This window comes from Microbacterium sp. zg-B96 (genome assembly GCF_030246865.1).
In the GTDB taxonomy this organism is placed as follows: Bacteria; Actinomycetota; Actinomycetes; order Actinomycetales; family Microbacteriaceae; genus Microbacterium.
In genome coordinates, this window is sequence record NZ_CP126738.1 from 2,937,604 (window position 1) to 2,958,711 (window position 21,108).

Annotated in this window: 19 protein-coding genes and 1 tRNA gene; 4 read left to right on the forward strand and 16 right to left on the reverse strand. The window is 70.1% G+C overall.

The window, feature by feature from the left end:
* Positions 1-50 precede the first annotated feature (50 nt).
* From QNO11_RS13980 to serS, 4 genes are all read right to left on the reverse strand, one after another.
* Positions 51-1,361: an LCP family protein gene (locus QNO11_RS13980; protein WP_257507654.1), complete on the reverse strand. Its 1,311-nt coding sequence runs from the start codon at positions 1,359-1,361 to the stop codon at positions 51-53.
* A 49-nt stretch (positions 1,362-1,410) separates the two neighbouring features.
* Positions 1,411-1,498: transfer RNA gene (locus tag QNO11_RS13985), tRNA-Ser, on the reverse strand.
* Between the two features lie 124 nt (positions 1,499-1,622).
* Entirely contained in the window at positions 1,623-2,531 is a 909-nt protein-coding gene (locus QNO11_RS13990; protein ID WP_257507653.1) for an HAD family hydrolase, read from the reverse strand.
* The gene (serS, locus tag QNO11_RS13995; protein ID WP_257507652.1) at positions 2,528-3,793 is read right to left on the reverse strand and encodes a serine--tRNA ligase; all 1,266 of its coding nucleotides are present in this window, start codon (positions 3,791-3,793) and stop codon (positions 2,528-2,530) included. The genes QNO11_RS13990 and serS overlap by 4 nt, the downstream gene beginning before the upstream one ends.
* 52 nt (positions 3,794-3,845) lie before the next feature.
* On the opposite strand from serS, the gene QNO11_RS14000 reads away from it, so the two are divergent.
* The gene (locus tag QNO11_RS14000; protein ID WP_257507651.1) at positions 3,846-4,910 is read left to right on the forward strand and encodes a diacylglycerol/lipid kinase family protein; all 1,065 of its coding nucleotides are present in this window, start codon (positions 3,846-3,848) and stop codon (positions 4,908-4,910) included.
* Between the two features lie 29 nt (positions 4,911-4,939).
* Positions 4,940-5,992: an LLM class flavin-dependent oxidoreductase gene (locus tag QNO11_RS14005; RefSeq protein ID WP_257507650.1), complete on the forward strand. Its 1,053-nt coding sequence runs from the start codon at positions 4,940-4,942 to the stop codon at positions 5,990-5,992.
* Positions 5,993-6,022: 30 nt separating this feature from the next.
* Here QNO11_RS14005 and pheA read toward each other — a convergent pair whose 3' ends face one another.
* Complete coding sequence (gene pheA / locus QNO11_RS14010; protein ID WP_257507649.1) at positions 6,023-6,982, reverse strand: prephenate dehydratase; 960 nt, start codon at positions 6,980-6,982, stop codon at positions 6,023-6,025.
* A 53-nt stretch (positions 6,983-7,035) separates the two neighbouring features.
* Between pheA and pgm the strand changes: the two genes are divergently transcribed.
* Complete coding sequence (gene pgm / locus QNO11_RS14015) at positions 7,036-8,676, forward strand: phosphoglucomutase (alpha-D-glucose-1,6-bisphosphate-dependent) (protein WP_257507648.1); 1,641 nt, start codon at positions 7,036-7,038, stop codon at positions 8,674-8,676.
* Between the two features lie 115 nt (positions 8,677-8,791).
* Positions 8,792-9,790 (forward strand): magnesium and cobalt transport protein CorA, encoded by a 999-nt coding sequence (locus QNO11_RS14020; RefSeq protein WP_257507647.1) that lies wholly within the window; start codon positions 8,792-8,794, stop codon positions 9,788-9,790.
* 111 nt (positions 9,791-9,901) lie between these two features.
* Here QNO11_RS14020 and QNO11_RS14025 read toward each other — a convergent pair whose 3' ends face one another.
* The 11 genes from QNO11_RS14025 to QNO11_RS14075 form a co-directional block, all read right to left on the reverse strand.
* Positions 9,902-10,516 carry a bifunctional 4-hydroxy-2-oxoglutarate aldolase/2-dehydro-3-deoxy-phosphogluconate aldolase gene (locus QNO11_RS14025; RefSeq protein ID WP_257507646.1) on the reverse strand — a complete coding sequence of 205 codons (615 nt, stop codon included), beginning with the start codon at positions 10,514-10,516 and terminating at the stop codon, positions 9,902-9,904.
* Positions 10,513-11,439, reverse strand: a complete 927-nt coding sequence (locus tag QNO11_RS14030; protein ID WP_257507645.1) for a sugar kinase — start codon at positions 11,437-11,439, stop codon at positions 10,513-10,515. The genes QNO11_RS14025 and QNO11_RS14030 overlap by 4 nt, the downstream gene beginning before the upstream one ends.
* Positions 11,436-12,266 (reverse strand): 5-dehydro-4-deoxy-D-glucuronate isomerase, encoded by an 831-nt coding sequence (gene kduI / locus QNO11_RS14035; protein WP_257507644.1) that lies wholly within the window; start codon positions 12,264-12,266, stop codon positions 11,436-11,438. The genes QNO11_RS14030 and kduI overlap by 4 nt, the downstream gene beginning before the upstream one ends.
* A 26-nt stretch (positions 12,267-12,292) precedes the next feature.
* On the reverse strand, positions 12,293-13,057 hold the full coding sequence (gene kduD / locus QNO11_RS14040; protein WP_285169401.1) for a 2-dehydro-3-deoxy-D-gluconate 5-dehydrogenase KduD: 765 nt from the start codon (positions 13,055-13,057) through the stop codon (positions 12,293-12,295).
* Entirely contained in the window at positions 13,054-13,917 is an 864-nt protein-coding gene (locus QNO11_RS14045; RefSeq protein WP_257507643.1) for a fumarylacetoacetate hydrolase family protein, read from the reverse strand. Before QNO11_RS14045 ends, kduD begins: the two co-directional genes overlap by 4 nt.
* Positions 13,914-15,104, reverse strand: coding sequence for a glycoside hydrolase family 88 protein (locus QNO11_RS14050; protein ID WP_257507642.1), 1,191 nt, complete (start codon positions 15,102-15,104; stop codon positions 13,914-13,916). Before QNO11_RS14050 ends, QNO11_RS14045 begins: the two co-directional genes overlap by 4 nt.
* Before the next feature lie 22 nt (positions 15,105-15,126).
* Positions 15,127-15,798 carry a DUF624 domain-containing protein gene (locus QNO11_RS14055; RefSeq protein WP_257507641.1) on the reverse strand — a complete coding sequence of 224 codons (672 nt, stop codon included), beginning with the start codon at positions 15,796-15,798 and terminating at the stop codon, positions 15,127-15,129.
* A 5-nt stretch (positions 15,799-15,803) separates the two neighbouring features.
* Positions 15,804-16,724 (reverse strand): carbohydrate ABC transporter permease, encoded by a 921-nt coding sequence (locus tag QNO11_RS14060; RefSeq protein ID WP_257507640.1) that lies wholly within the window; start codon positions 16,722-16,724, stop codon positions 15,804-15,806.
* Complete coding sequence (locus QNO11_RS14065) at positions 16,724-17,656, reverse strand: carbohydrate ABC transporter permease (RefSeq protein WP_257507639.1); 933 nt, start codon at positions 17,654-17,656, stop codon at positions 16,724-16,726. The genes QNO11_RS14060 and QNO11_RS14065 overlap by 1 nt, the downstream gene beginning before the upstream one ends.
* Before the next feature lie 88 nt (positions 17,657-17,744).
* The gene (locus tag QNO11_RS14070; protein WP_257507638.1) at positions 17,745-19,031 is read right to left on the reverse strand and encodes an ABC transporter substrate-binding protein; all 1,287 of its coding nucleotides are present in this window, start codon (positions 19,029-19,031) and stop codon (positions 17,745-17,747) included.
* Positions 19,028-21,043: a DUF2264 domain-containing protein gene (locus tag QNO11_RS14075; protein WP_257507637.1), complete on the reverse strand. Its 2,016-nt coding sequence runs from the start codon at positions 21,041-21,043 to the stop codon at positions 19,028-19,030. The genes QNO11_RS14070 and QNO11_RS14075 overlap by 4 nt, the downstream gene beginning before the upstream one ends.
* Positions 21,044-21,108 lie beyond the last annotated feature (65 nt).

Below are 21,108 nucleotides of genomic sequence, written 5' to 3' on the forward strand. Positions count from 1 at the left end.
ATGTCGGGCGACGGGAAGCCGTCGCCCCTTGGCTGGGGCATTGCGTGGAGTCATTGGCTCACATTCCCGTTCGTACAGGTCTCCTGCGCGGCCGTCTGTCCCGCGATGGACGAAGGAAGGGTAACACCCGGCGCAGGCGTCTCCGACGGCGCGGCGGTCTCGCCCGGTGCCGGGGCCGCCTCGGTGGGCGCGGGCGCTGCGGGCGTTTCCGGCTCCACGACGACCACGCCGTCGCCCTGACTGGTCTCACCGCTGATGATCAGCGGCTGGTTGGCTTCGAGCGCCGCCCACAGCTGATCGGCGGCGTCGTAGTCGGGTACGACCTTGTTCGGGTCGTCGGGGTCTTCCAGTACGGGGTACTGCAGGAACACGATCTCTTCGAACGGCACGTTCTTGACCGCCAGCGCGATCTGCATGAGCGTGACCGGGTTGGTGAGGGTCTTGCTCGGGGTCACGTTCTCCACGGCGGTGGATGCCAGTGAGTACAGCGTGGCCGGGTTGGAGAGCACTTCGTCGCTGACGAGCTTGCGCGCCAGCCGCGACATGTACTGCTGCTGGTTGGAGATGCGGCCGAGGTCTCCGCCGTTGCCGACGCCGTACCGGGTGCGCAGGAACTGCAACGCTTCCACGCCCGCGATGGTGCGGTTGCCGGCCTCCCAGTCGATTCCGGTGTGCGGGTCCTTGATGCCGTTCTCGATGCACACCTCGACCCCGCCGATGGCGTTGGTGATCTCGATCACGCCACCCCAGGTGATCTTCGCAGCGAACGGGATCTCCTGCCCGGAGAGCTCCGAGATCGTCGAGACGACGCAGGCCAGGCCTGCTTCACCCCCGTTGGAATAGGCGGAGTTCAGCGGCTGCTTGCGCATCGCCGGGGTCTCGTTGCCACCGGGGTCGGTGCAGGCGGGGATCGGGACCATCAGGTCACGCGGGAACGACACCACCGTCACACGGCGCGGGTTGTCCGAGATGTGCACGAGCATGTTGACGTCGTTCAGCTCGCCCGTCGCGTCGCTGCCGGTGCAACGGTCGCCGAAGTAGGCGGCGTACTCGGGCTCGCAGGCATCCGTGCCGGCGAGGAACAGGTTGACGCCGCCTTCGATCTCGCCGATGTCGGGCGGGACTGCCTCTTGGCCCTCGAGGTCCACTGAGCCGTCGGCAAAGCTGGATGCCAGGTTGAACGCGGCGTATGCCGCCACGCTCACCCCGGACACCAGCACCACGGCCAAGCCGATCGCGAGGAACTTCATCAGCTGGACCCAGGGGCCGGGCGTGCGCTGCGTGCCGTGCCGTGCGAGCGGACGCCGACCGGCGCGGTCGGCACCTGTCGGCGCGCCGCTGCGGTCGGGGGTGGCGCTCACACGGGTCCTCTCGGGTGGGGCAGACCATGCCCGTCACACCCGAGTGGCGTGGCGGAGGGTGTGGGATTCGAACCCACGGGACATTGCTGCCCACTGGTTTTCAAGACCAGGTCCATCGGCCGCTCGGACAACCCTCCCGGCGAATGCCCTGCGGCATCCGTCGAACAGGCCCCGAGTCTAGTCGACGGCACCGTCTCCCATTCTCCCGGGGGCGGCTGTACAGGCGCTGAATGACCCGCGGAGGCCGATCCGCGCGTGCCGTCAGAGCTGACGCAGCACGTCGGCGACGCCGCCGGCTTCGACCGAAGTCGTCGTCTCGCCGGCCACGGCGCGCACCTCTGCCACACCCTGCGCCATCGCCACGGCGCGCCCGCCGTGCTCGCGCGCCCAGCGGAACATGCCGATGTCGTTGCGACCGTCGCCGATGACCAGCACGTGCGCGGGGTCCACGTCGAGCCAGCCGCAGACCAGCTCCAGCGCCGATGACTTGTCCACGCCGCGCGGGGCGATGTCCAGCCAAGCCGTCCATCCCACCGCGTACGACACCTCGTTCAGGCCGATGCGCGCGACGAGATCCACGAAGTCCTGTTCGGTCTCGTCGGGCGAGACCACCACGACGCGGCAGGCCGGCTGCGCGGCGAGCTGGGCGAACGGCACCCGCTTGGCGCCCTGCAGGTTCCAGTCGTCGAGTTCCTCGGTGTAGAGCCGGCTGCCGTCGGGAAGCTCGACCATGTACTTCGCGTGCGGCAGGTGCTCGCGCAGCAGGGTGAGCACTTCGGTGGGGTCGAACGTCTCGGTGTGGAACCGCTCGTAACGCACCTCGTCGCCCTCGACGCGCTTCATCACGACGGCGCCGTTGGAGCAGACGACGTATTCGGGTGCGATCTCCAGCACGCGCATGATGCCGCGGGTGCTCTCCCAGCTGCGCCCGGTGGCGAGCATGACCTCGTGACCGGCGCGGTGGGCGTGCTCCACCGCTTCGATGACGCCCGGGCTCAGCGACTCGTCCTCGAGGAGGATCGTGCCGTCGATGTCGAGCACGATGAGCAGCTGTTCGGTGGCGACGAGCGGGTTCTCGGCATCCTCCGCGATCTCTTCGACGAGTTCGGCGGCCTGGGCGGGTTCGGTGACCTCGACGCTGCCGGTTTCAGGAAGGTGGGCGGGTTTCATGCGACCGGCTCCAGCACTTCCAAGCCGCCGAGGAACGGGCGCAGCACCTCGGGCACCGTCACCGAGCCGTCGGCGCGCTGGTGCGTCTCCAGCAGCGCGACGATCCAGCGGGTGGTGGCCAGCGTGCCGTTGAGGGTGGCCACCGGCGCCGTCTTGCCGCCGTCGGGCCGGTAGCGGATGTCCAGGCGCCTGGCCTGGTAGGTGGTGCAGTTGCTCGTGCTGGTCAGCTCGCGGTAGGCGCCCTGCGTGGGAACCCACGCCTCGATGTCGTACTTGCGGGCCGCGGAGGACCCGAGGTCGCCGGCGGCGACGTCGATGACGCGGTAGCTGAGACCGAGGTCCTGCAGCAGCTGCTCCTGCAGCGCGACAAGGCGCTCATGCTCGCTCTCGGCATCCTCGGGGGTCGTGTAGACGAACATCTCCAGCTTGTTGAACTGGTGCACGCGGATGATGCCGCGGGTGTCTTTGCCGTAGGAGCCGGCTTCGCTGCGATAGCAGGTGGACCAGCCGGCGTACCGCAGCGGGCCGCGCGGGAAATCGAGGATCTCGTCCATGTGGTAGCCGGCGAGCGGCACTTCGCTCGTGCCGACGAGGTAGAGGTCCTCGTCGGCGAGGTGGTAGACCTCGTCGGCGTGCTGGCCGAGAAAACCGGTGCCGCGCATGACCTCGGGACGCACCAGCGTCGGCGGGATGATCGGGGTGAACCCCGCCTGCAGTGCCCGGTCGAGACCGAGGTTCATCAGGGCGATCTCCAGACGCGCCCCGATGCCGGTGAGGAAGTAGAAACGCGAACCCGACACCTTGGTGCCGCGTTCCATGTCGATCGCGCCCAGCTTCTCGCCGAGGGCGAGGTGATCGCGGGGCTCGAAGTCGAAGGTGAGCGGCTCGCCGTGGGTGCGCAGCGTCACGAAGTCGTCCTCGCCGCCGGCGGGCACGCCGTCGATGACGATGTTCTCGATCTTCGCGAACGCCGACTCTGCGGCCGCCTCGGCTTCGGTCACGGCGTGCTGGGCGCGCTTGACGCGTTCGCTCAGTTCCTTGGCCTCGGCGACCAGTGCCGCCTTCTCCTCCTTCGGGGCCTGTGCGACCCGCTTGCCGTGGGAGTTCTGCGCCGCGCGCAACTCCTCGAACGCGGTGATCGCGGCGCGGCGGGCACGGTCGGCGGTCACGGCCTCATCGACGGTATCGGGCGACTGGCCGCGGGCCTGCTGCGAGCGCTTGACGAGGTCTGGCTGGTCGCGGAGGAGAGCGGGATCGATCACCGGTCAATCCTCGCACAGGCCCCGCGCTCCGACCCGGGGCTATCGTGTGTCCATGACCACGCCTGCCGCTCCCCGCGCCGCGCTGGTCTACAACCCGATCAAGGTCGACGTCGCCGCGCTGAGCGCGAGCGTGGCGCGCCTGTCGGCCGAAGCGGGGTGGGAGCCGCCCCTGCTGTTCGCCACCACCGTCGACGACCTGGGCGACGCCGCCACCGGTGAGGCCCTCACGCAGGGCGTGACCGCGGTGCTGGTGGCCGGCGGCGACGGCACGGTGCGCGCCGTCGCCGGAGCGCTCAGCGACACCGGCATCCCCCTCACGATCGTCCCCAGCGGCACCGGCAACCTGCTGGCACGCAACCTGCGGCTGCCCCTGAGCGACGCGGAGACGATGATCCGCGCGACGTTCACCGGCCAGACGCAGGCCATCGACATCGGCTTCGCGCAGCTGCGCCGTCCCGACGGCCGGGTCGACGAGCATCCGTTCGTCGTCATGGGCGGCATGGGGCTGGATGCCGCGATGATCGCCAACACCAACCCGCAGCTGAAGAAGACGGTCGGGTGGGTCGCCTATGTGGGAGGTGCGGCGCGGTCGCTGGTCGGCGCGAAACCGTTCCGCGTGGTCTACCAGGTGGAACGGCACCGCATGCACTCGGCGCGCGTGCACAGCGTGCTGTTCGCCAACTGCGGGTCGCTGCCGGCGGGGCTGGAGCTGATCCCGGAGGCATCGGTCACCGACGGTGAACTGGACGTCGTCGTCTTCCAGCCCGACGGCCCATTCGGGTGGCTGTTCGTGTGGCGCCGCGTCGCCTGGGACAACAGCGTGCTGCGCCGGTTCCGCGCCGGCCGGAGCGTGCTGGCGCTGCGCACCGAGGATGCCGCGGTGCGCTACGCCCGGGGACCCGCGCTGGACCTCGCGCCCGCGGGCGCGCAGCCGGTGCAGCTCGATGGCGACGAGTTCGGCGTTGCGGTGCACGTGCACACCCACGTCGCGGCGGGTGCGCTGCTGGTGGCGGTGCCTGTCGGCCATCCGGCGCAGCAGGGCGGCGTCCCGGCGCAGGAGGCCGGCGTCCCGGCGCAGCAGGCCGGCGTCGCGGCACTGCGCCACGCCGCGGAATAGGCGTCGCCGGCGCGCGGTTGTCTCCGAGGATGTCCTCCTCGCCGCGCCCCGCCCTGTCCGTCCTCGACCTCGTGCCGGTGCGCACGGGCCAGACCAGCGCTCAGGCGGTCGCCGCGTCGCTCGCGCTGGCCGAGCGCGCCGACGCCCTCGGCTACCGGCGGTACTGGTTCGCCGAGCACCACAACATGGCCTCGGTGGGCTCGACCACTCCCCCGGTACTCATCGCCGCGGCCGCCGCGCGAACCTCCCGCATCCGCGTGGGCTCGGGCGGAGTCATGCTGCCCAACCACGCCCCGCTGGTGGTGGCCGAGCAGTTCGCCGCCCTGGAGGCGCTCACCCCCGGCCGCATCGACCTCGGCATCGGCCGCGCCCCCGGCAGCGACCCGGTGATCACGCAGCTGCTGCGGATGTCTGGCACCTCCAGCGACGTCGACCGGTTCCCGCAGCACGTGCAGGACATCCTCGCGCTGGTCTCGCCCGAGGGCGCATCGCTGCAGTTCACCTCGGGCGGCACCTACGACGTGCACGCGACACCGGCGGCCACCACGACGCCAGAGGTGTGGCTGCTGGGGTCGAGCGACTACTCCGCGCAGCTGGCGGCATCCCTCGGGCTGCCGTACGTGTTCGCGAACCACTTCGCCGGCGACGGGCTCGAGCGCGCCCTGGGGCTGTACCGCGGCCAGTACCGGCCGAGCGAGGGCCACCCCGAGCCGGTCACGTTCCTGACCGCGAACGTCGTCGCCGCCGACACCGCCGAAGAAGCCGACGCCCGGGCGCTCCCGCAGCTGCGGGCGATGGCCCGGCTGCGGCTGAACCGGCCGATGGCCGCGATGGAGACGGTCGAGGATGCCGAGGCGGCGGGTGTGGACGAGGCGATGACGCCCATCATCGCCGCGATGGCGCAGCACTGGATCATCGGCACCGGCGACCAGGCGGCATCCGAGCTTCGGGCGCTCGCCGACACGCACGGCGTCGAGGAGATCATGGTGTCGCCGGTTGCCGCCGCCCGCGCATCGGACCCGCTGGACGGTGCCGACGGCCGCGCCCGCACGCTCGAGTTGCTGGCCGGCGCGCTGGGCTGAGCCCGGCGGCGCCTCCGGCGCGGACCGCGGTCAGGCGTCGGGTTCGCCGGAGAGCAGACCGCGCAGCCAGTCGCGCGCCTCGACGAACACCTCGTCGGCGTAGCGGTCCGGGTAGTGCACGATCGCGCGGTCGGCGCGCGGGTACGACCCCAGGAAGATCACGCGCGGGCTGAAGCGGCGCAGGCCCAGGAGCGCATCGGCCATCCGCTCGTCGGCGATGTGGCCGTCGGCGTCGATGACGAACCGGTAGCGGCCGAGGGCGTCGCCGATGGGGCGCGACTCGATGAGCGACAGGTTGATGCCGCGCGTGGAGAACTGCTCCAGCAGCTCCAGCAGCGCGCCGGGGCGGTCGTCGGGCAGCTCCGCGATGAGGGACGTCTTGTCGGCCCCTGTCGGGTTCGGCGGCGTGCCGGGGCGGCTGACGAGCACGAAGCGGGTGACGGCGTTCGGGTTGTCGCCGATCGCTTCGGCCAGCAGTTCGAGGTCGTGGTGTTCCAGGATGCCTGGTGGCGCGATCGCGGCATCCGCGTTGCTCGTGCCGTCGAGCATGTCCACGGCGGCGGCGACGTTGCTGGCGGCGGGGAGGTGAGCGTGGGCGGGCACGTGGGCCGCCAGCCACTGCAGGCACTGCGCGTAGGCGACCGGGTGCGCGGCGACGAGGGACACGTCCTCGATCGCGGTGCCAGGGCGGGCGACGAGGACGAAGTTCACCGGCACGAGGTATTCGCCCACGATCCGCAGTCCCGGCATGGTGGCCAGGGCGTCCTGCGCGGTGGACACGCCGCCGTCGATCGAGTTCTCGATCGCGATCATCGCGGCATCCGATCGTCCCTCGACGACGTCGGAGAGGGCTTCGGCGACGTTGCGCACCGGATGCCAGACCTGGTCGCGTGCCTCGGGGACCTGCGCGAGCGCCGCCTCGGTGAAGGTGCCGGCCGGACCCAGGAAACTGTAGGTCCGACGGGCGACGGGGGCGGGCTCGTTGGTCACGGTGAGCAAGCCTAGTCCGCGCGCGTCGGCGGTCCGGGTGGCAGACTGTCCGCATGAGCCGAGCAGGACAGCCCGCCGAAGCCTCCGACCTCGTCGACATTGACGAGCTGGTCAACGCCTACTACGACCGCAAGCCCGATGCCGCCATTGCCGAGCAGCGCGTGGCCTTCGGAACCAGCGGTCATCGCGGCTCGTCGCTGTCGACGAGCTTCAACGAGAACCACATCCTCGCCACCACCCAGGCGATCGTCGATTACCGCGTCAGTCAGGGCATTACCGGCCCGCTGTTCCTCGGCCGCGACACGCACGGACTGTCCCGGCCGGCCGAGCGCAGCGCGATCGAAGTGCTCGTCGGAAACGGCGTGGACGTGCGGGTCGACTCCCGCGATGCGTGGGTGCCGACCCCCGCACTGAGCCTCGCGATCCTGGCCCACAACCGGGGCCTCGACGCCGCCGACCCCACCCGCGCCGACGGCATCGTCGTCACCCCGTCGCACAACCCGCCGCGCGACGGCGGCTTCAAGTACAACCCGCCGCACGGCGGCCCCGCCGACACCGACGCCACCGGCTGGATCGCCGAGCGCGCGAACGCACTCATCGCCGCCGGGCTCGAGGGCGTCACGCGCACCCGCTTCGCCGACATCGACACGTCGCGGCTGGGCAGCTACGACTTCCGCGAGGAGTACGTGCGGGACCTGGCGAGCATCATCGACGTGGATGCCATCCGTTCGGCGGGGGTGCGCATCGGCGCGGACCCGCTGGGTGGTGCATCGGTGGAGTACTGGGCCCTCATCGGCGAGGTGTACGGGCTGGACCTGACCGTCGTCAACCCCGACGTCGACCCGACCTGGCGGTTCATGACGCTGGACTGGGACGAGAAGATCCGGATGGACCCGTCTTCGCCGTCGGCGATGGCCTCGCTCGTCGCGGCGCGCGCCGACTACGACATCCTCACCGGAAACGACGCCGACGCCGACCGGCACGGCATCGTCACCCCGGACGCGGGCCTGATGAACCCCAACCACTTCCTCGCCGTGGCGATCGACTACCTGTTCCGCCACCGCGATGGGTGGCCGGCGGATGCCGCTGTGGGCAAGACCCTCGTGTCGTCGATGATCATCGACCGCGTCGCGGAGTCGCTCGGGCGGAGGCTCCTGGAGGTGCCCGTCGGGTTCAAGTGGTTCGTGCCGGGCCTGCTGGACGGGTCGGTCGCGTTCGGCGGCGAGGAGTCGGCGGGGGCATCGTTCCTGCGTAGGGACGGCACGGTGTGGACCACCGACAAGGACGGCATCCTGCTGTGCCTGCTCGCCGCCGAGATCCTGGCCGTCACCGGCAAGACGCCGTCGCAGCGCTACGCCGAGCTGGAGGCCGAGTTCGGTTCGTCGGCCTACGAGCGCGTCGACGCGCCTGCGACCCCGGCCCAGAAGGCGACGCTCGCCAAGCTCGCCCCCGAGTCGGTCACCGCGACCGAGCTGGCCGGCGAGCCGATCATCGCGAAGCTCTCGCACGCGCCGGGCAACGGCGCCGCGATCGGCGGGCTGAAGGTGCAGACCGAGCACGCGTGGTTCGCCGCCCGTCCCTCCGGCACCGAGGACGTCTACAAGCTGTACGCCGAGTCGCTGCGAGGCCCCGAGCACCTGCGCGAGGTGCAGGCCGAGGCCCGCGCCGTGGTCGCCGCCGCCCTCGGCGGCTAGCCCAACCCGTGAGACCGCAGCTGGTCGCCGAGACGGGGGGAATTTCCCAGGGTCTCGGCGACCAGCTGTCGTTTCAGCGCGCGGAGGCGCGCGGTGGAGGGGGCAGACTGGCGGGATGCCGATCATCGACAACGCCGTGTACGTCGCGGGCCAGCGGATTCGCAACCCGGAGAATCTCGAGCAGACGTTCGAGCACATGCAGGAAAACCACGGCATGGCGTGGATCGGGTTGCTGCGACCGACGCCGGAAGAAATCCACCAGGTCGCGGCGGAGTTCTCGCTGCATCCGCTCGCGGTGGAAGACGCCCTGTCGGGCCACCAGCGCGCCAAGATCGAGCGATACGGCAACATCCTGTTCACGGTGCTGCGCCCGGCCCGCTACGTCGACGCCACCGAGACGGTGGAGTTCGGCGAGCTGCACCTGTTCGTCGGCCCGGACTTCGTCGTCACGATCCGCCATGCCGACGTTCCCGACCTCGCCGCCGTGCGGCGGAACCTGGAACGCCAGCCCGAGCTGCTCGCCAAGGGCCCCGAAGCGGTGCTGGCGGCGATCCTCGACGAAGTGGTCGACGAGTACGCTCCGGTGGTCGAGGGGCTGCTGACCGACGTCGACGAGATCGAGGACGCCCTCTTCGGCAACACCGGCGCCGAACTGACCCGGCGCATCTACGACCTGTCACGGGAGGTGATCCACTTCCAGCGCGCCGCGGAGCCACTCACCGAAATGCTGGAGGGGCTGCTGCGCGGGGCGGACAAGTACGCGCTGGACCTCGAGCTGCAGCGGTCGCTGCGCAACGTCCTGGACCACGTCATCCGGGTCACCGACAAGCTGGCGGCGATGCGGTCGATCCTGGAGAACGCGCTGGCGGTCAACGCCACCCTCGTCACGCACCGGCAGACCGACACCGCGCTGGCGCAGAGCGAGCAGGTCAAGAAGATCTCCGGGTGGGCGGCGATCCTGTTCGGCCCCACCCTGGTGGGAACCATCTACGGCATGAACTTCACCCACATGCCCGAGCTGGACTGGGTCTGGGGGTACCCGATCGCGCTGATCTGCATGGCGGCGACGTCGGTGGCCCTCTGGCTGGTGTTCAAGGCCCGTCGCTGGATGTGACGGCGGTCCGTCGCCCCGGACCGTGAGACCGCAGCTGGTCGCCGAGACAGTGGGAACCAACCACGGTCTCGGCGACCAGCTGTGGTTTCAGCGGGGAGGGGGCGGCGGGGGTCAGGCGCGGAGGAGAGCGGCCAGGAGCGGCAGCTGGGACTCGTCCTCGAGGGCCGAGCCGACGGCGACGACCTTCACCCCGGCAGCGAGGAAGGCGCCGGCGTTGGAGGCATCCATACCGCCGGTGGCGACGAATCGCACGTGCGGGAACGGTCCGCGGATGTGCTTGAACCAGTCGGCACCGAGCCAATGCGCAGGGAATGCCTTGAGCCACGTGAGCCCGAGCGCGACGGCCTGCTGCACCTCGCTGGGGGTGGCGACCCCGGGCAGGATCGGGATGCCGCGCTCCTGCGCCGCACGCACCACCGCGGCGTCCAGCCCCGGCGCCACCAGGTACGACGCCCCGGCGGCGATGGCGGCATCCACCTGCGCCACGGTCAGGATGGTGCCGGCGCCGACGGCCTTGCCCCGCTCGGTGCCGAGGCGCACGACCTCGCGCAGCGCGCGGTCGTCTTCTTCGGTCTGCAGCGGCACCTCGACGGAATCGATGCCGAGGTCCCAGGCGGTGGTCGCCAGGCGCGCCGAGCGCTCGAGGCCCATCCCCCGCAGGATCGCCATGAGCGGGGCACCGGCGAAGATCTCGTCGAGGCGGCGCGAATCGGCCGGAGCGGTCATGCGGGAGTCCTTTCGGAAGGGGCGGCGTCGGGGAAGTCCCCCGTCGTCTGCATCGTGAGGGCGGCGCGGGCGTGCCCGGCGCGCAGCCGCGCGGCGGGGCCGTCGCCGGAGAGCAGCGCCGCGAGGTAGCCGCCGGCGAACGCGTCACCGGCGCCGACCGGTTCGACCACATCGACCACGAGCGCCGGCTCGAACATGGCAGCCTGCCCGTCGAAGAGGGTGGCGCCGACGGCACCGTCCTTGACGATGAGCTGCGGCACATCCGCCAGCAGCGCGCGCGCCGCTTCGGGGGTCGCGGCCCGCCATAGCGTTTCGGCTTCGTCACGACCGACGAAGACGACGTCGGCGCGACGGGCGAGGGCGAGCAGCGGGGCGGATGCCGCCGCCGCCGACCACAGCGGCGCGCGATGGTTCACGTCGAAGCTCACCAGCACGCCGGCCCGCCGCGCCCGGTCGATGACATGTGCGAGGAACGCGGCGGCCGAGACCGACAGCGCAGGAGTGATGCCGGAGACGTGCACGACGGCGACGCCGTCGAATTCCAGCGCGTCGGCATCCGCCCGCGACAGGTGCGATGCGGCGGAACCCGCGCGGTAGTACGTCACACCCCGGCCGGGGTCTTTCACGTACAGCCCGGTCGGATGCCGCCGGTCGATGTCCACGCGCGAGATGTCGACGCCGCGGGAGGCGATGCGGGCCGCGATGCGGCGCCCCAGCGCATCGTCGCCGAGCCGGGAGTACCAGGCGGCGGGGACCCCGGCCGCCGCGACGTGGGAGGCGACGTTCGACTCGGCGCCCCCGGCATCCAGCCGGAAGGTCTCGGCAGCCTCCACGGGGACCGCGGTCATCGGGGCGACCATCGCCATGGTCTCCCCGATGGCCAGCAGCACCCCGTCCCGCGGGACAGGGAGCGAACCGGTCACTTCAACGTCGTGACGGGTGCGGCGTCCATGTCGTCGAACGTCTGGTTCTCGCCGGCCATCGCCCACACGAACGAGTATGCCGCGGTGCCGACGCCGGAGTGCAACGACCAGCTGGGCGAGATGATCGCCTGCCGATCGGCGACGACCAGGTGACGGGTCTCCTCGCGCTCGCCCATCAGGTGGATCACGCGGGCGTCCTCGGGCACGTCGAAGTACAGGTAGCACTCGGTGCGTCGGTCGTGCGTGTGAGCGGGCATGGTGTTCCACATCGAGCCCGGGTGCAGAGAGGTGACGCCCATCACGATCTGGCAGCTCTTGACGCCGTTCTCGTGGATGTACTGGTTGAGCGTGCGGCGGTTGCTGGTGACCTGGTCGCCCAGTTCGCGGACGGTGCCCTCCCCCGGTGAGACGAGCGCCGCCGGGTAGGCGGTGTGAGCGGGTGCCGAGAACAGGTAGAACTGCGCGCCGCTGTCGCCCTCGGCGTCGGCGAAGACGACCTCGCGGATGCCGCGCCCGAGGTACAGGCAGGCACCCTTGACCATCGTGTAGACCTCGCCGTCCGCGGTGACCGTTCCGGTGCCGCCGACGTTGATGATGCCCAGCTCGCGGTGCTCGAGGAAGTAGTCGCTGCGGATCTCGGGGTAACCGGTCAGCGACAGCTCGGCACCGGCGGGCACCGCCCCGCCGAGCACGATGCGGTCGTGGTGCGTGTACACGACGGTGATCTCACCGGGAACGAACACGTCGGGGACGAGGTACTGATCGCGCAGGTCCGCGGTGGTCATGCCGGGGATCTGGGCGGGGTTGGTGGCGTAGCGCTGCTGCATGGAAAGCTCCTGCTCGATTCGGGGTTTCAGCGGACGAGCCAGCCGCCGTCGACGGGCACGATGGCGCCCGTGACGTAGGCGGAGGCGTCGGAGGCGAGGAAGACGAAGGCACCCTGCAGGTCCTCGGGCGTCCCCCAGCGGCCGGCCGGGATGCGGGCGAGGATCGTGGCCTCGCGCTCGGCGTCGGCGCGGATCGGGGCGGTGTTGTCGGTGGCCATGTACCCGGGGGCGATCGCGTTGACGGTGACGCCGGAGGCTGCCCACTCATTGGCGAGCGCCTTGGTGAGGCCCGCGACGGCGTGCTTGGAGGCGGCGTAGCCGGGCACGAACAGGCCACCCTGGAACGACAGCATCGAGGCGATGTTGATGATGCGTCCGTGACCCTGCGCGATCATCAGGCGACCGGCGGCCTGCGACAGGTGGAACACTGCGTCCAGGTTCAGCGCGAGCACCTCGTCCCAGTCGGCCGCGGAGTGCTCGGCAGCCGGGGTGCGGCGGATCGTGCCGGCGTTGTTGACGAGGATGTCCAGCCGTCCCAGTTCGGCGACGACCTCGTCGATCGCGGCGGCCAGCTCGGCCGGTGCGGCCGCGCCCAGGTCGAGCTGGATGCGGTGCACGCGGCGGCCCGTCGCCGCGATGCGCTCAGCGGTCTCGGTGGCGTCGCCGCGGTCCACGAGGGCGATGTCCGCGCCGGCTTCGGCCAGCGCCACCGCAGCACCCTGACCGAGGCCACGGCTGGAGCCGGTGACGACGGCGACCCGGCCGTCGAGGCGGAAGCTGTCAAGGATCATTCGGTTCCTCCGATGAAGGTGGTGGTGAGTTCCCCGATGCGCTCGACGCGCACGGTGACCGAGTCGCCGGGACGCAGCGGCCGGTGGGCGGCCTGCGCCTCGGGGAGTTTCTGCGGTGTGCCGGTGGAGATGACGTCCCCCGGCTCCAGCGTGATGACCTGACTGAGGTAGGCGACGATCTCGGCGACGGGGAAAATCGTCGTCGCCGTGGACTGCGACACCGTCACGATCCCGTCGCGGATGACCTCGACCAGCAGATCCTGCGGGTCGCCGACCTCATCGGGCGTGACGATCCAGGGTCCGAGCGGCGCGAAGGAGTCGAAGCACTTGCCCAGCGCCCACTGGCTCTGCCGCCGCTGCCAGGTGCGGTCCGACACGTCGTTGAGGATCGTGTATCCGGCGACGTGATCCAGTGCGGCATCCGGGGTCACGTTCTTCGCCCGCCGGCCGATCACGACGGCGATCTCGCCCTCGTAGTCGACGTCGTCGGCGACCGCCGGCACGACAACGGGGTCAGCGGGACCGGACAGCGTGTTGCGGGTCTTCACGAACACGTCGGGAGACGCCGGATCGTCCGCCGTCGGATCCACGCCGTCGGGCACGTGACCGCGGTAGTTGTAGCCGAGGCACAGGATGGTGCCCGGCCGCACGGGTGCTTCCAATCGGACGGATGCCAGCGCCGGCAGCGTTGCCGCGTCGACCGCTGCGACGGCGGCGCGCACCGCGGCCAGGCGAGCGTCGTCGGCGAGGATCGCCACGAGCGGCTCGGCGCCCAGGTCCAGCAGACGATCGCCGTCCGGCGTGCGGATGACCGCGCCGGCACGGACAGCGGCGTCACCGCGATAACTGACGAGCCTCACCAGGACGGCCTCCAGTCGGGCTGGGCGGCTCGGGTGAGCGCCTCGAGGTAGAAGTAGTCGCCCCACAGGGTGCCCTCGTCGACGCCGACGCTCTTGGGGAAGTCGTAGACGCTGTGCAGGATCACCGCGTCGGAATCCTCCGGCTGGGCGGGGGTGTAGTTCTCGATGAGCGAGGCGAGGATCTCGTGCGCCGCGTCACGCCAGCGTTGGGCGCGGGCGGGGTCGGTCTCGGCATCGGCCAGTTCGAACAGGCCGCACACCGCGATCGCCGCAGACGAACTGTCGCGCGGGGCGTCGGCACCGTCGGTGTAGACGAGATCCCAGAACGGCACGCGGTCGGCGGGCAGGTGCGCGAGGAAGTAGTCGGCGCAGCGCCGCGACGCCTCAAGCAGGGTCTCGTCGCCGGTGGCCCGGTGGTTCAGCGCGAACCCGTAGATCCCCCAGGCCTGTCCCCGCGCCCAGCACGAGTCGTCGAACGCACCCTGCTCGGTCGCACCTCGTAGCGGCTCGCCCGTTTCGGCATCCCAGTAGAAGGTGTGAAACGTCGTGTCGTCCTCGCGGAGGATGTGCGTGCGCAGCTGCGTGGTGTGACGGCGCACCGCATCGGCGAACCGCTCATCTCCCGTCTGCTCGCCCGCCCAGGTGAGCAGCGGCATGTTCATGAGGCTGTCGATGATCGTCCGGCCGCGCTGGGCGGGGTCGGACAGATCCCCCCACGCCTGCACGATGCCGGCCGGTTCCAGGAACCGCCGCATCAGGTGATCGGCGGCCTGCAGCGCCGCGGCGCGCGCTTCCGAGTCGTCGAGCAGCCGCCACGGGGCGACGGCGGCCAGCGTGTAGAGGAAGCCGAGGTCATGCGTGTCGAGATCATCTTCCTCACGCACCCGGCGGGCGAAGTCGGCGACGTGGGCGAGGCCGGCCTGACGGAAGAACTCGTCACCGGTCTTCTCCCACGCGATCCACATCATCCCCGGCCAGAAGCTCGTGGTCCAGCCGCGGTTCGCGCCTTCGGCGAAGTCACCGGCGGCGGGACGCACCGGGTAGCGGTCACCGGCGGTGGCGTCGTCTGGGTAGCGGATGCCGAAGGTGTCGATGTTCCGCCGGAGGGTGGCCAGCACCGCGCTGGTCGCCGCTGCGATCCGGGGATCGGCGGAAACGGGCGCACCGGTGCCTGGGAGGGAGGTCATGAAGAGAGTGTCCTTCTGGGGGTCAGGCAGCCACGGGCTCGGCGTCGCCGAGTACAGGGCGGAGGATGTAGCGGGCGTTGGCCCAGGCGACGTACAGCGCGGGAGCCGCGGTCAGGCCGATCGCGATCGCCGGCATCGCGGTGAACAGCGTCACCTGCAGGGCCAGCACGGCAAGGGAGACCAGGCTCAGCCACCAGCGGCGCACGCTCAGGTAGAGCGCGGTCTTCACGATCGTGCTCAGGCGGGCGGCGGGCTGTTCGGCCAGTGCGACCAGCGAGACCAGGCCGGCAGCCAGCACCAGCACCGCGATCACCCCGAGCACCGGGATGATCGCGACGCCGGCTTGCATGGGCGAGAAGAAGCGCACGTCGACCAGCACCACCACAGCCGTCGCGGTCACCGCGAGACCGACCAGCATCGCCTTGCGCCAGGTCTGCCGCCACCCGCGGAGGAACGCCCGCACGATGTGCGGGTCGCCCTCTCCGTGGGCACGGAAGGCACCGAACGCGGCGGTGAACCCGGGAGCGCACAGCGGCGCGACCACGGCGAGCATCGGCCAGGACAGCGCCGGGTCGGTGATGACCAGCAGCACCACCAGCGGCAGGCAGGATGCCAGCAGCAGCAGGTTCACCATGAGACCCAGGTAGGCCACCCCGAAGACCGTGGCGTAGGTGTTGTGCGAGATGCGCTTCATCGCCGTCAGCCCTTCATGCCGCTTGTCGCGATGCCCTCGACGAAGTACTTCTGCCCGAGCAGGAAGATGATCGCGATCGGGATGACCGAGATCGTCAGACCAGCGAACAGCAGCGCGTAGTCGGTGTCGTAGAGATTGCTGACGAAGCTCTTGAGCCCCAGCTGGATCGTCCACAATTCCGGGTCGCGCAGGTAGATCAGCGGCCCGAGGTAGTCGTTCCAGGTACTGGTGAACGTCAGCAGCGACAGGCTCGCGATCGCGGGGACCGACAGCGGCAGCATGATGCGTCGCCAGATGCCGTATTCGCTCAGGCCGTCCAGCCGCGCCGCTTCCGACAGGTCCTCGGGGATCGTCTCGTAGAACTGCTTCATCAGGAACACGCCGAACGCGCCGAACGCCTGGATGAGGATGATCGCCCACAGGGTGTTGGCCACCCGAAAGTCGGACAGCAGGATGAACTGCGGGATCATGTACGACTGCCACGGCACCGCGATGGTGCCGATGTAGCAGAGGAACAGGATGTCGCGACCAGGGAAGCGGATGCGAGCGAACCCATAGGCGGCGAACGAGCCGGTGAGCACCTGGAGGAAGGTCACGACGACGGCCAGCAGCAGCGTGTTGCGCATCCAGACGAGCATGTTCGACTCGGTCCAGATGTCGAGGTAGTTCTGCCAGACGAAGACCTCGGGGATCCACTGCACCGGCACGCTGAAGACCTCGTTCGCGGTCTTCAGCGAACTCATGACCATCCAGAAGAATGGGAGCAGGAGCCCTGCGGCGGCAACGAGGAGCGCGGTGTACAGCGCGACCCGGCCGACACGCTGCAGCGGTGTCCTGGTGTCGGTCTTGCGCGGGCCGGGTGAGGGGTCGGCCGCGAGCTTGCGGAGGGCGCGGCGGTCCTCGGCGGGGACGAGCAGCTCGGTCATCAGACATTCCTCCGCTTGTTCCAGATGAACTGGAAGATGGTCACGCCGATGCACAGGAAGAACAGCACGACGGCGGCCGAGGAGGCGTAGCCGAACTGGTTCTCCTCGAACCCCTTGCGATAGATGAACTGGGAGATCACGGACGTGGACTGCCCCGGCCCGCCATCGGTCATCACGAGGATGAGATCGAAGATCTTGAACGAGTTGATGGTCAGCATGACGGTGACGAAGAACATCGTCGGGCGCAGGCACGGAATGGTGACATTGCGGAACCGCTGCCACGCCCCGGCACCGTCCACGCGGGCCGCTTCGTACAGCTCCCGTGGCACTGTCTGCAGGCCGGCGAGGAACAGGATCATGTAGTACCCCATGTCGCGCCACGTGCTCACGATGACCACGGCGGGCATGGCCCAGTCCGACGAGGTGAGCCATCCGGGCGGGTTGGCCATGCCGACGGCGCGCAGGATCTGGTTGATGGGGCCGTAGTCAGGGCTGAACAGCAGGTTCCACACCACCGCGATCGCGACGATGGACGTGATGTAGGGCAGGAACGCGGCGGTACGGAAGAACGCCACGCCACGCAGCTTGTTGTTCAGCAGCAGTGCGAGTCCGAGCGACGCGACGATCGTCAGCGGGATGTGCAGGGCGGCGTAGTAGATGGTGTTCCAGAACGAGATCCGGAAGCTGCCGTCCCCGATCAGTCGCTCGAAGTTGGCGAAGCCCACCCAGGTCGCGGTGCCGAAGACGTTCCAGTTCGTCATCGACATGTAGAACAGCGTGACGACGGGCACGAGGGTGAGGGTGGCGAAGCCGAGGAAGTTGGGGAGGATGAAGCTCCACCCCAGCAGCGTGTTGCGCAGTGTCAGCTTCGATCTGCGGCGACGCTGCGACGGCTCGGGGCGGCCGGCCTTCGTGGCGGCGGCGGTGGTCATGGGGTCTCCTTGGGGAGGACGGCGGGGGATGCGGCCGGCGCGGACGCGCCGCGCCGGCCGCAGGGTCGTCGGCTGACCGACGGTGAGGTCAGTCGACCTGGACCTCGTTCTCGAAGCGGGCTTCGGCGTCCTTGATGGCCTGCTCCACCGGGGTCGATCCGGACAGGATCGCGGTGTGCATGTCCAGGAGGATGTTCTGGATCGTCGCGGTCTTGTTGGACGTCGGGTTCTCCGGCGCCACCTCACCGGTGGACCAGGCGAACTTCGACAGGTCGTCGGTGGGGGCACCCTCCACGGCGAAGTACGCCTCGGTGACGGTCTCGTCCGCGACGGCCGGGGTGATGCCGATCTCGGCGAGCAGCTCGGCTGCCTCAAGGCTTGCGGCGAAGGCGAGGAACTCCTTCGCTGCCTCCACCTTGCCCTCGTCGATGCCGGCGTTGATCGACAAACCGGTCGGGTCGCCGAAGGTCAGCGGGGTGTTGTCGGTGCCGGTGGTCTTCGCATCCGCCTGCGGGATCGGTGCGATGCCCCACTCGAAGGTGTCTGCCTCACCTGCGGCCTGCTGCGCGATGAGCGTCGCGGTGTACCACGTGCCCATCGGCAGCATCGCTGCCTTCTGCATGCCGAACTCGCCCTGGTAGGTGAGCTGGTTGGCGCTGGAGGTGTTGAAGTCGATCTGCGCGCCGGCATCCTGCATGTCCAGGACACGGTCGTAGTAGTCCGCGAAGTAGCCGAACTCGCCGGAGAGCACGTCAGTGCCCTCCTGCGCGCTGGCGAAGCCCTGCACGGTCGACTGCCAGCGGTGCTGGTAGGCGCCCTTTGCGGTGCCCGATTCGGAGATGGCGGCGGCGGCGTCTGCGTAGTCGTCCCACGTCCAGCTGCCGTCGGGGTAGTCCACGCCTGCGGTGTCGAACAGCGCCTTGTTGTAGAACAGCACCCAGCGGTCCTGGCGATACGGGACGCCGTACGCCTTGTCGTCGATCTCGTACGACGATGCGCCGCCGACGCCGTCGGGCAGCTCGACGTCGGACACGTCGAGCAGCTGGCCACCCTCCTGGAAGGTGGTGACGAACTTCACTTCCTTCTGGGTGATGATGTCGGGGCCGACACCGGCGGCGAGGTCGGCGGTGACCAGCGTGTTGTACTCGGCGGAGTCGTACTCCTTGAGCTCGACGGTGACGTCGGGGTTCTTCTCGTGGAAGGCGTCGGCGAGGACCTGGAACTCCGGCGTCGTGGCCAGGCTCCATCCCGAGAGGGTGAGGGTGACGGGGCCTTCTTCGGTGGTGACCGCGGGTTCGGCCTCCCCGCTGCACCCGGCCAACGTCAGGCTGGCCATGACGGCTACTGCCGTCGCGGCTGCAAACTTGCGCTTCATGCGTATTGCTCCTTTGCGATTGCGTTCGAGGCCCCACTTCGGGCTTCGTGGTGCCGGGTCGCATCGGGCGACTCGGGGTCTGAGAGACGGGTCACGGTGCGTCGGCCGTCGGGCCAATCCACCGTGGCCGTACGGCCGTCGAGCGAGACCGTCGCGGAGGTGGCCGCAGGCTCGTCACCGCCGGCAAGGTCGATGATCACGATGGTGGGCACGCCTACGCGCACCGGATGCTCGGTCACGGGCACGAGTGCGCGGGACCCCAGCGGGCTCGCGTCGTCACGGGCGACCAGCGCCGCGGTGCCGTCGGTGAGCGAGCGGATGCCGCTGACGCGGCCATTGCACCCCGCCCAGGCGCCGGTGGTGTCCGACCCGCCGCGCGGCGCATCGCCTGCGATCGCCCAACCGCCGATGCGCAACCGCAAGGACGCGGCATCCTGACCGGATGCGAGTGCGTCCACCGTCGCGATGCGCACCTCCCCGGAACCTCGGACGAGCGAATGCACGGTCAGTCGGCCGGCGATCTCGACGGTGCCTGCCAGACCGGAGCCGTGGCGCTGCGCGGTGGGCGCCGGGGTCACCCAGTGGGCGTCCCACGTGGATGAGGCGATGCCGATGCGTCCGTCCGCGTCGTCCTGCACGCGGGCCTCGAGCAGCCGCATGGCGGTGCGGTGCGTGCCACGACCGTCGGCATCGACGAGCGCAACGGATTGCTCCAGCGGTTCGATCCAGGCGCGCTCGTCGACCAGCGGTGCGGCGGCGGTGGAGTACCCGATGCGGGCGTACAGCGGCGAGTCGGCGACGAGCGCGTCCGGGCGGGCGTGATCGGTGCCGTGGTTGACGATGCGCACGATGCCGTCGGCGCGGGTACCCGAGACGATCCATCCGGGCGAAGCGATCGCGGTGAGCAGGTCGCCCTCGGCGACCGGCAGTGGCTCGGCCGGGGCCGCCCACACCGGGTGGTCGGCCGGCAGGGAGATGCCGATGAATCCCTTGACGGCCCAATAGGGCGAGCCGGGACCGGAGTACGACTGCGCGAGCGGACGCCACTGGTCGTGCCACCCCATGGTGAGGATGCCGTCGGCGTCGGGTGCGGCGTGGTCGGCGAAGTGCGCGACGATCGAGGCGGCGGCGCGGCGCAGCCGGCCCAGCGAGTGCGAAGGCACCTCGGCCATCACGCCCACCCAGTAGACCGCGGCGGCGGCGAAGCGGTAGATGAGGCTGCGGCCCTGGATCAGCGGCGAGCCGTCGCCGCCGATGAGGTCGAGCGCGTCGGTGAGGAAACGGTCGAGGCGTGCGACATCGCCGGCGGTGCGGCCTGCGGCGAGCTCACCGGCCCCCGACATGCGCGACCACAGGATCGGGTACACGTGCAGCGCCCAGCCGATGTAGTGGTCGTACGAGCGTTCGTCGCCGTCGGAGAGCCACCCGTCCTCCCGCACGAACGAGTCATGGCGGGCGAGGTCGGCGGCGATGTCGGTGGCGGACCAGGGGCCGCCGACCGAGCGGAGGAAGGTCTGCACGACGATGCGGAACCACACCCAGTTGGTCTGCGGGTAGGTGTCGTCGCCGACGACGGGCGCGAAGTAGTCGATGACGCGCTGCTGCGTGATGGCGTCCAGGCGCTCCCAGATCCACGGTCGGGTGAGGTCCAGGATGAGCGCGATGGATGCCGCCTCGACCTTCGCCTGCGCGTGCTCGTCCATGCGCACCCACCGGTCGGCGGCATCCGGGTCGACACCGGTGGCGATGCCGCGCGCATAGAACGCGATCAGGTCGTCAACGCCTTCGCCGCGGGCGCCGGCGATGCGGAAGCCCGCGAGCAGGAAGGTGCGGGCGAAACCTTCGAGCCCGTCGACGGCGTGGCCGTAGCCGCCTTCGGCGCCGGGGAACTCGATGCGCCCCGCGCCGGGCGTGGCGTGGCTGCGGGCGGCGGCGAGCATCGCGTCGGCGCGGGCGATCCACTCATCGCGGCTCCAGTCGCCGCTCGTGGTGTTCGGGTGCTCGGAAGCCACCGGTTCTCCTTCGAAGTTCCAGGTCGTCTTCTACGGCGACCGATTGGGAGATTATCAACCTAATT

Excerpts from the sequence above, each read along its gene's own strand:
- QNO11_RS14065 (WP_257507639.1), bottom strand. The coding sequence starts at position 17,656 with ATGACCACCGCCGCCGCCACGAAGGCCGGCCGCCCCGAGCCGTCGCAG.
- QNO11_RS14055 (WP_257507641.1), bottom strand. The coding sequence starts at position 15,798 with ATGAAGCGCATCTCGCACAACACCTACGCCACGGTCTTCGGGGTGGCC.
- kduD (WP_285169401.1), bottom strand. The coding sequence starts at position 13,057 with ATGATCCTTGACAGCTTCCGCCTCGACGGCCGGGTCGCCGTCGTCACC.
- QNO11_RS14050 (WP_257507642.1), bottom strand. The coding sequence starts at position 15,104 with ATGACCTCCCTCCCAGGCACCGGTGCGCCCGTTTCCGCCGATCCCCGG.
- QNO11_RS14025 (WP_257507646.1), bottom strand. The coding sequence starts at position 10,516 with ATGACCGCTCCGGCCGATTCGCGCCGCCTCGACGAGATCTTCGCCGGT.
- QNO11_RS14005 (WP_257507650.1), top strand. The coding sequence starts at position 4,940 with ATGTCCTCCTCGCCGCGCCCCGCCCTGTCCGTCCTCGACCTCGTGCCG.
- QNO11_RS14070 (WP_257507638.1), bottom strand. The coding sequence starts at position 19,031 with ATGAAGCGCAAGTTTGCAGCCGCGACGGCAGTAGCCGTCATGGCCAGC.
- QNO11_RS14000 (WP_257507651.1), top strand. The coding sequence starts at position 3,846 with ATGACCACGCCTGCCGCTCCCCGCGCCGCGCTGGTCTACAACCCGATC.
- QNO11_RS13990 (WP_257507653.1), bottom strand. The coding sequence starts at position 2,531 with ATGAAACCCGCCCACCTTCCTGAAACCGGCAGCGTCGAGGTCACCGAA.
- QNO11_RS14020 (WP_257507647.1), top strand. The coding sequence starts at position 8,792 with ATGCCGATCATCGACAACGCCGTGTACGTCGCGGGCCAGCGGATTCGC.
- QNO11_RS14060 (WP_257507640.1), bottom strand. The coding sequence starts at position 16,724 with ATGACCGAGCTGCTCGTCCCCGCCGAGGACCGCCGCGCCCTCCGCAAG.
- kduI (WP_257507644.1), bottom strand. The coding sequence starts at position 12,266 with ATGCAGCAGCGCTACGCCACCAACCCCGCCCAGATCCCCGGCATGACC.
- pgm (WP_257507648.1), top strand. The coding sequence starts at position 7,036 with ATGAGCCGAGCAGGACAGCCCGCCGAAGCCTCCGACCTCGTCGACATT.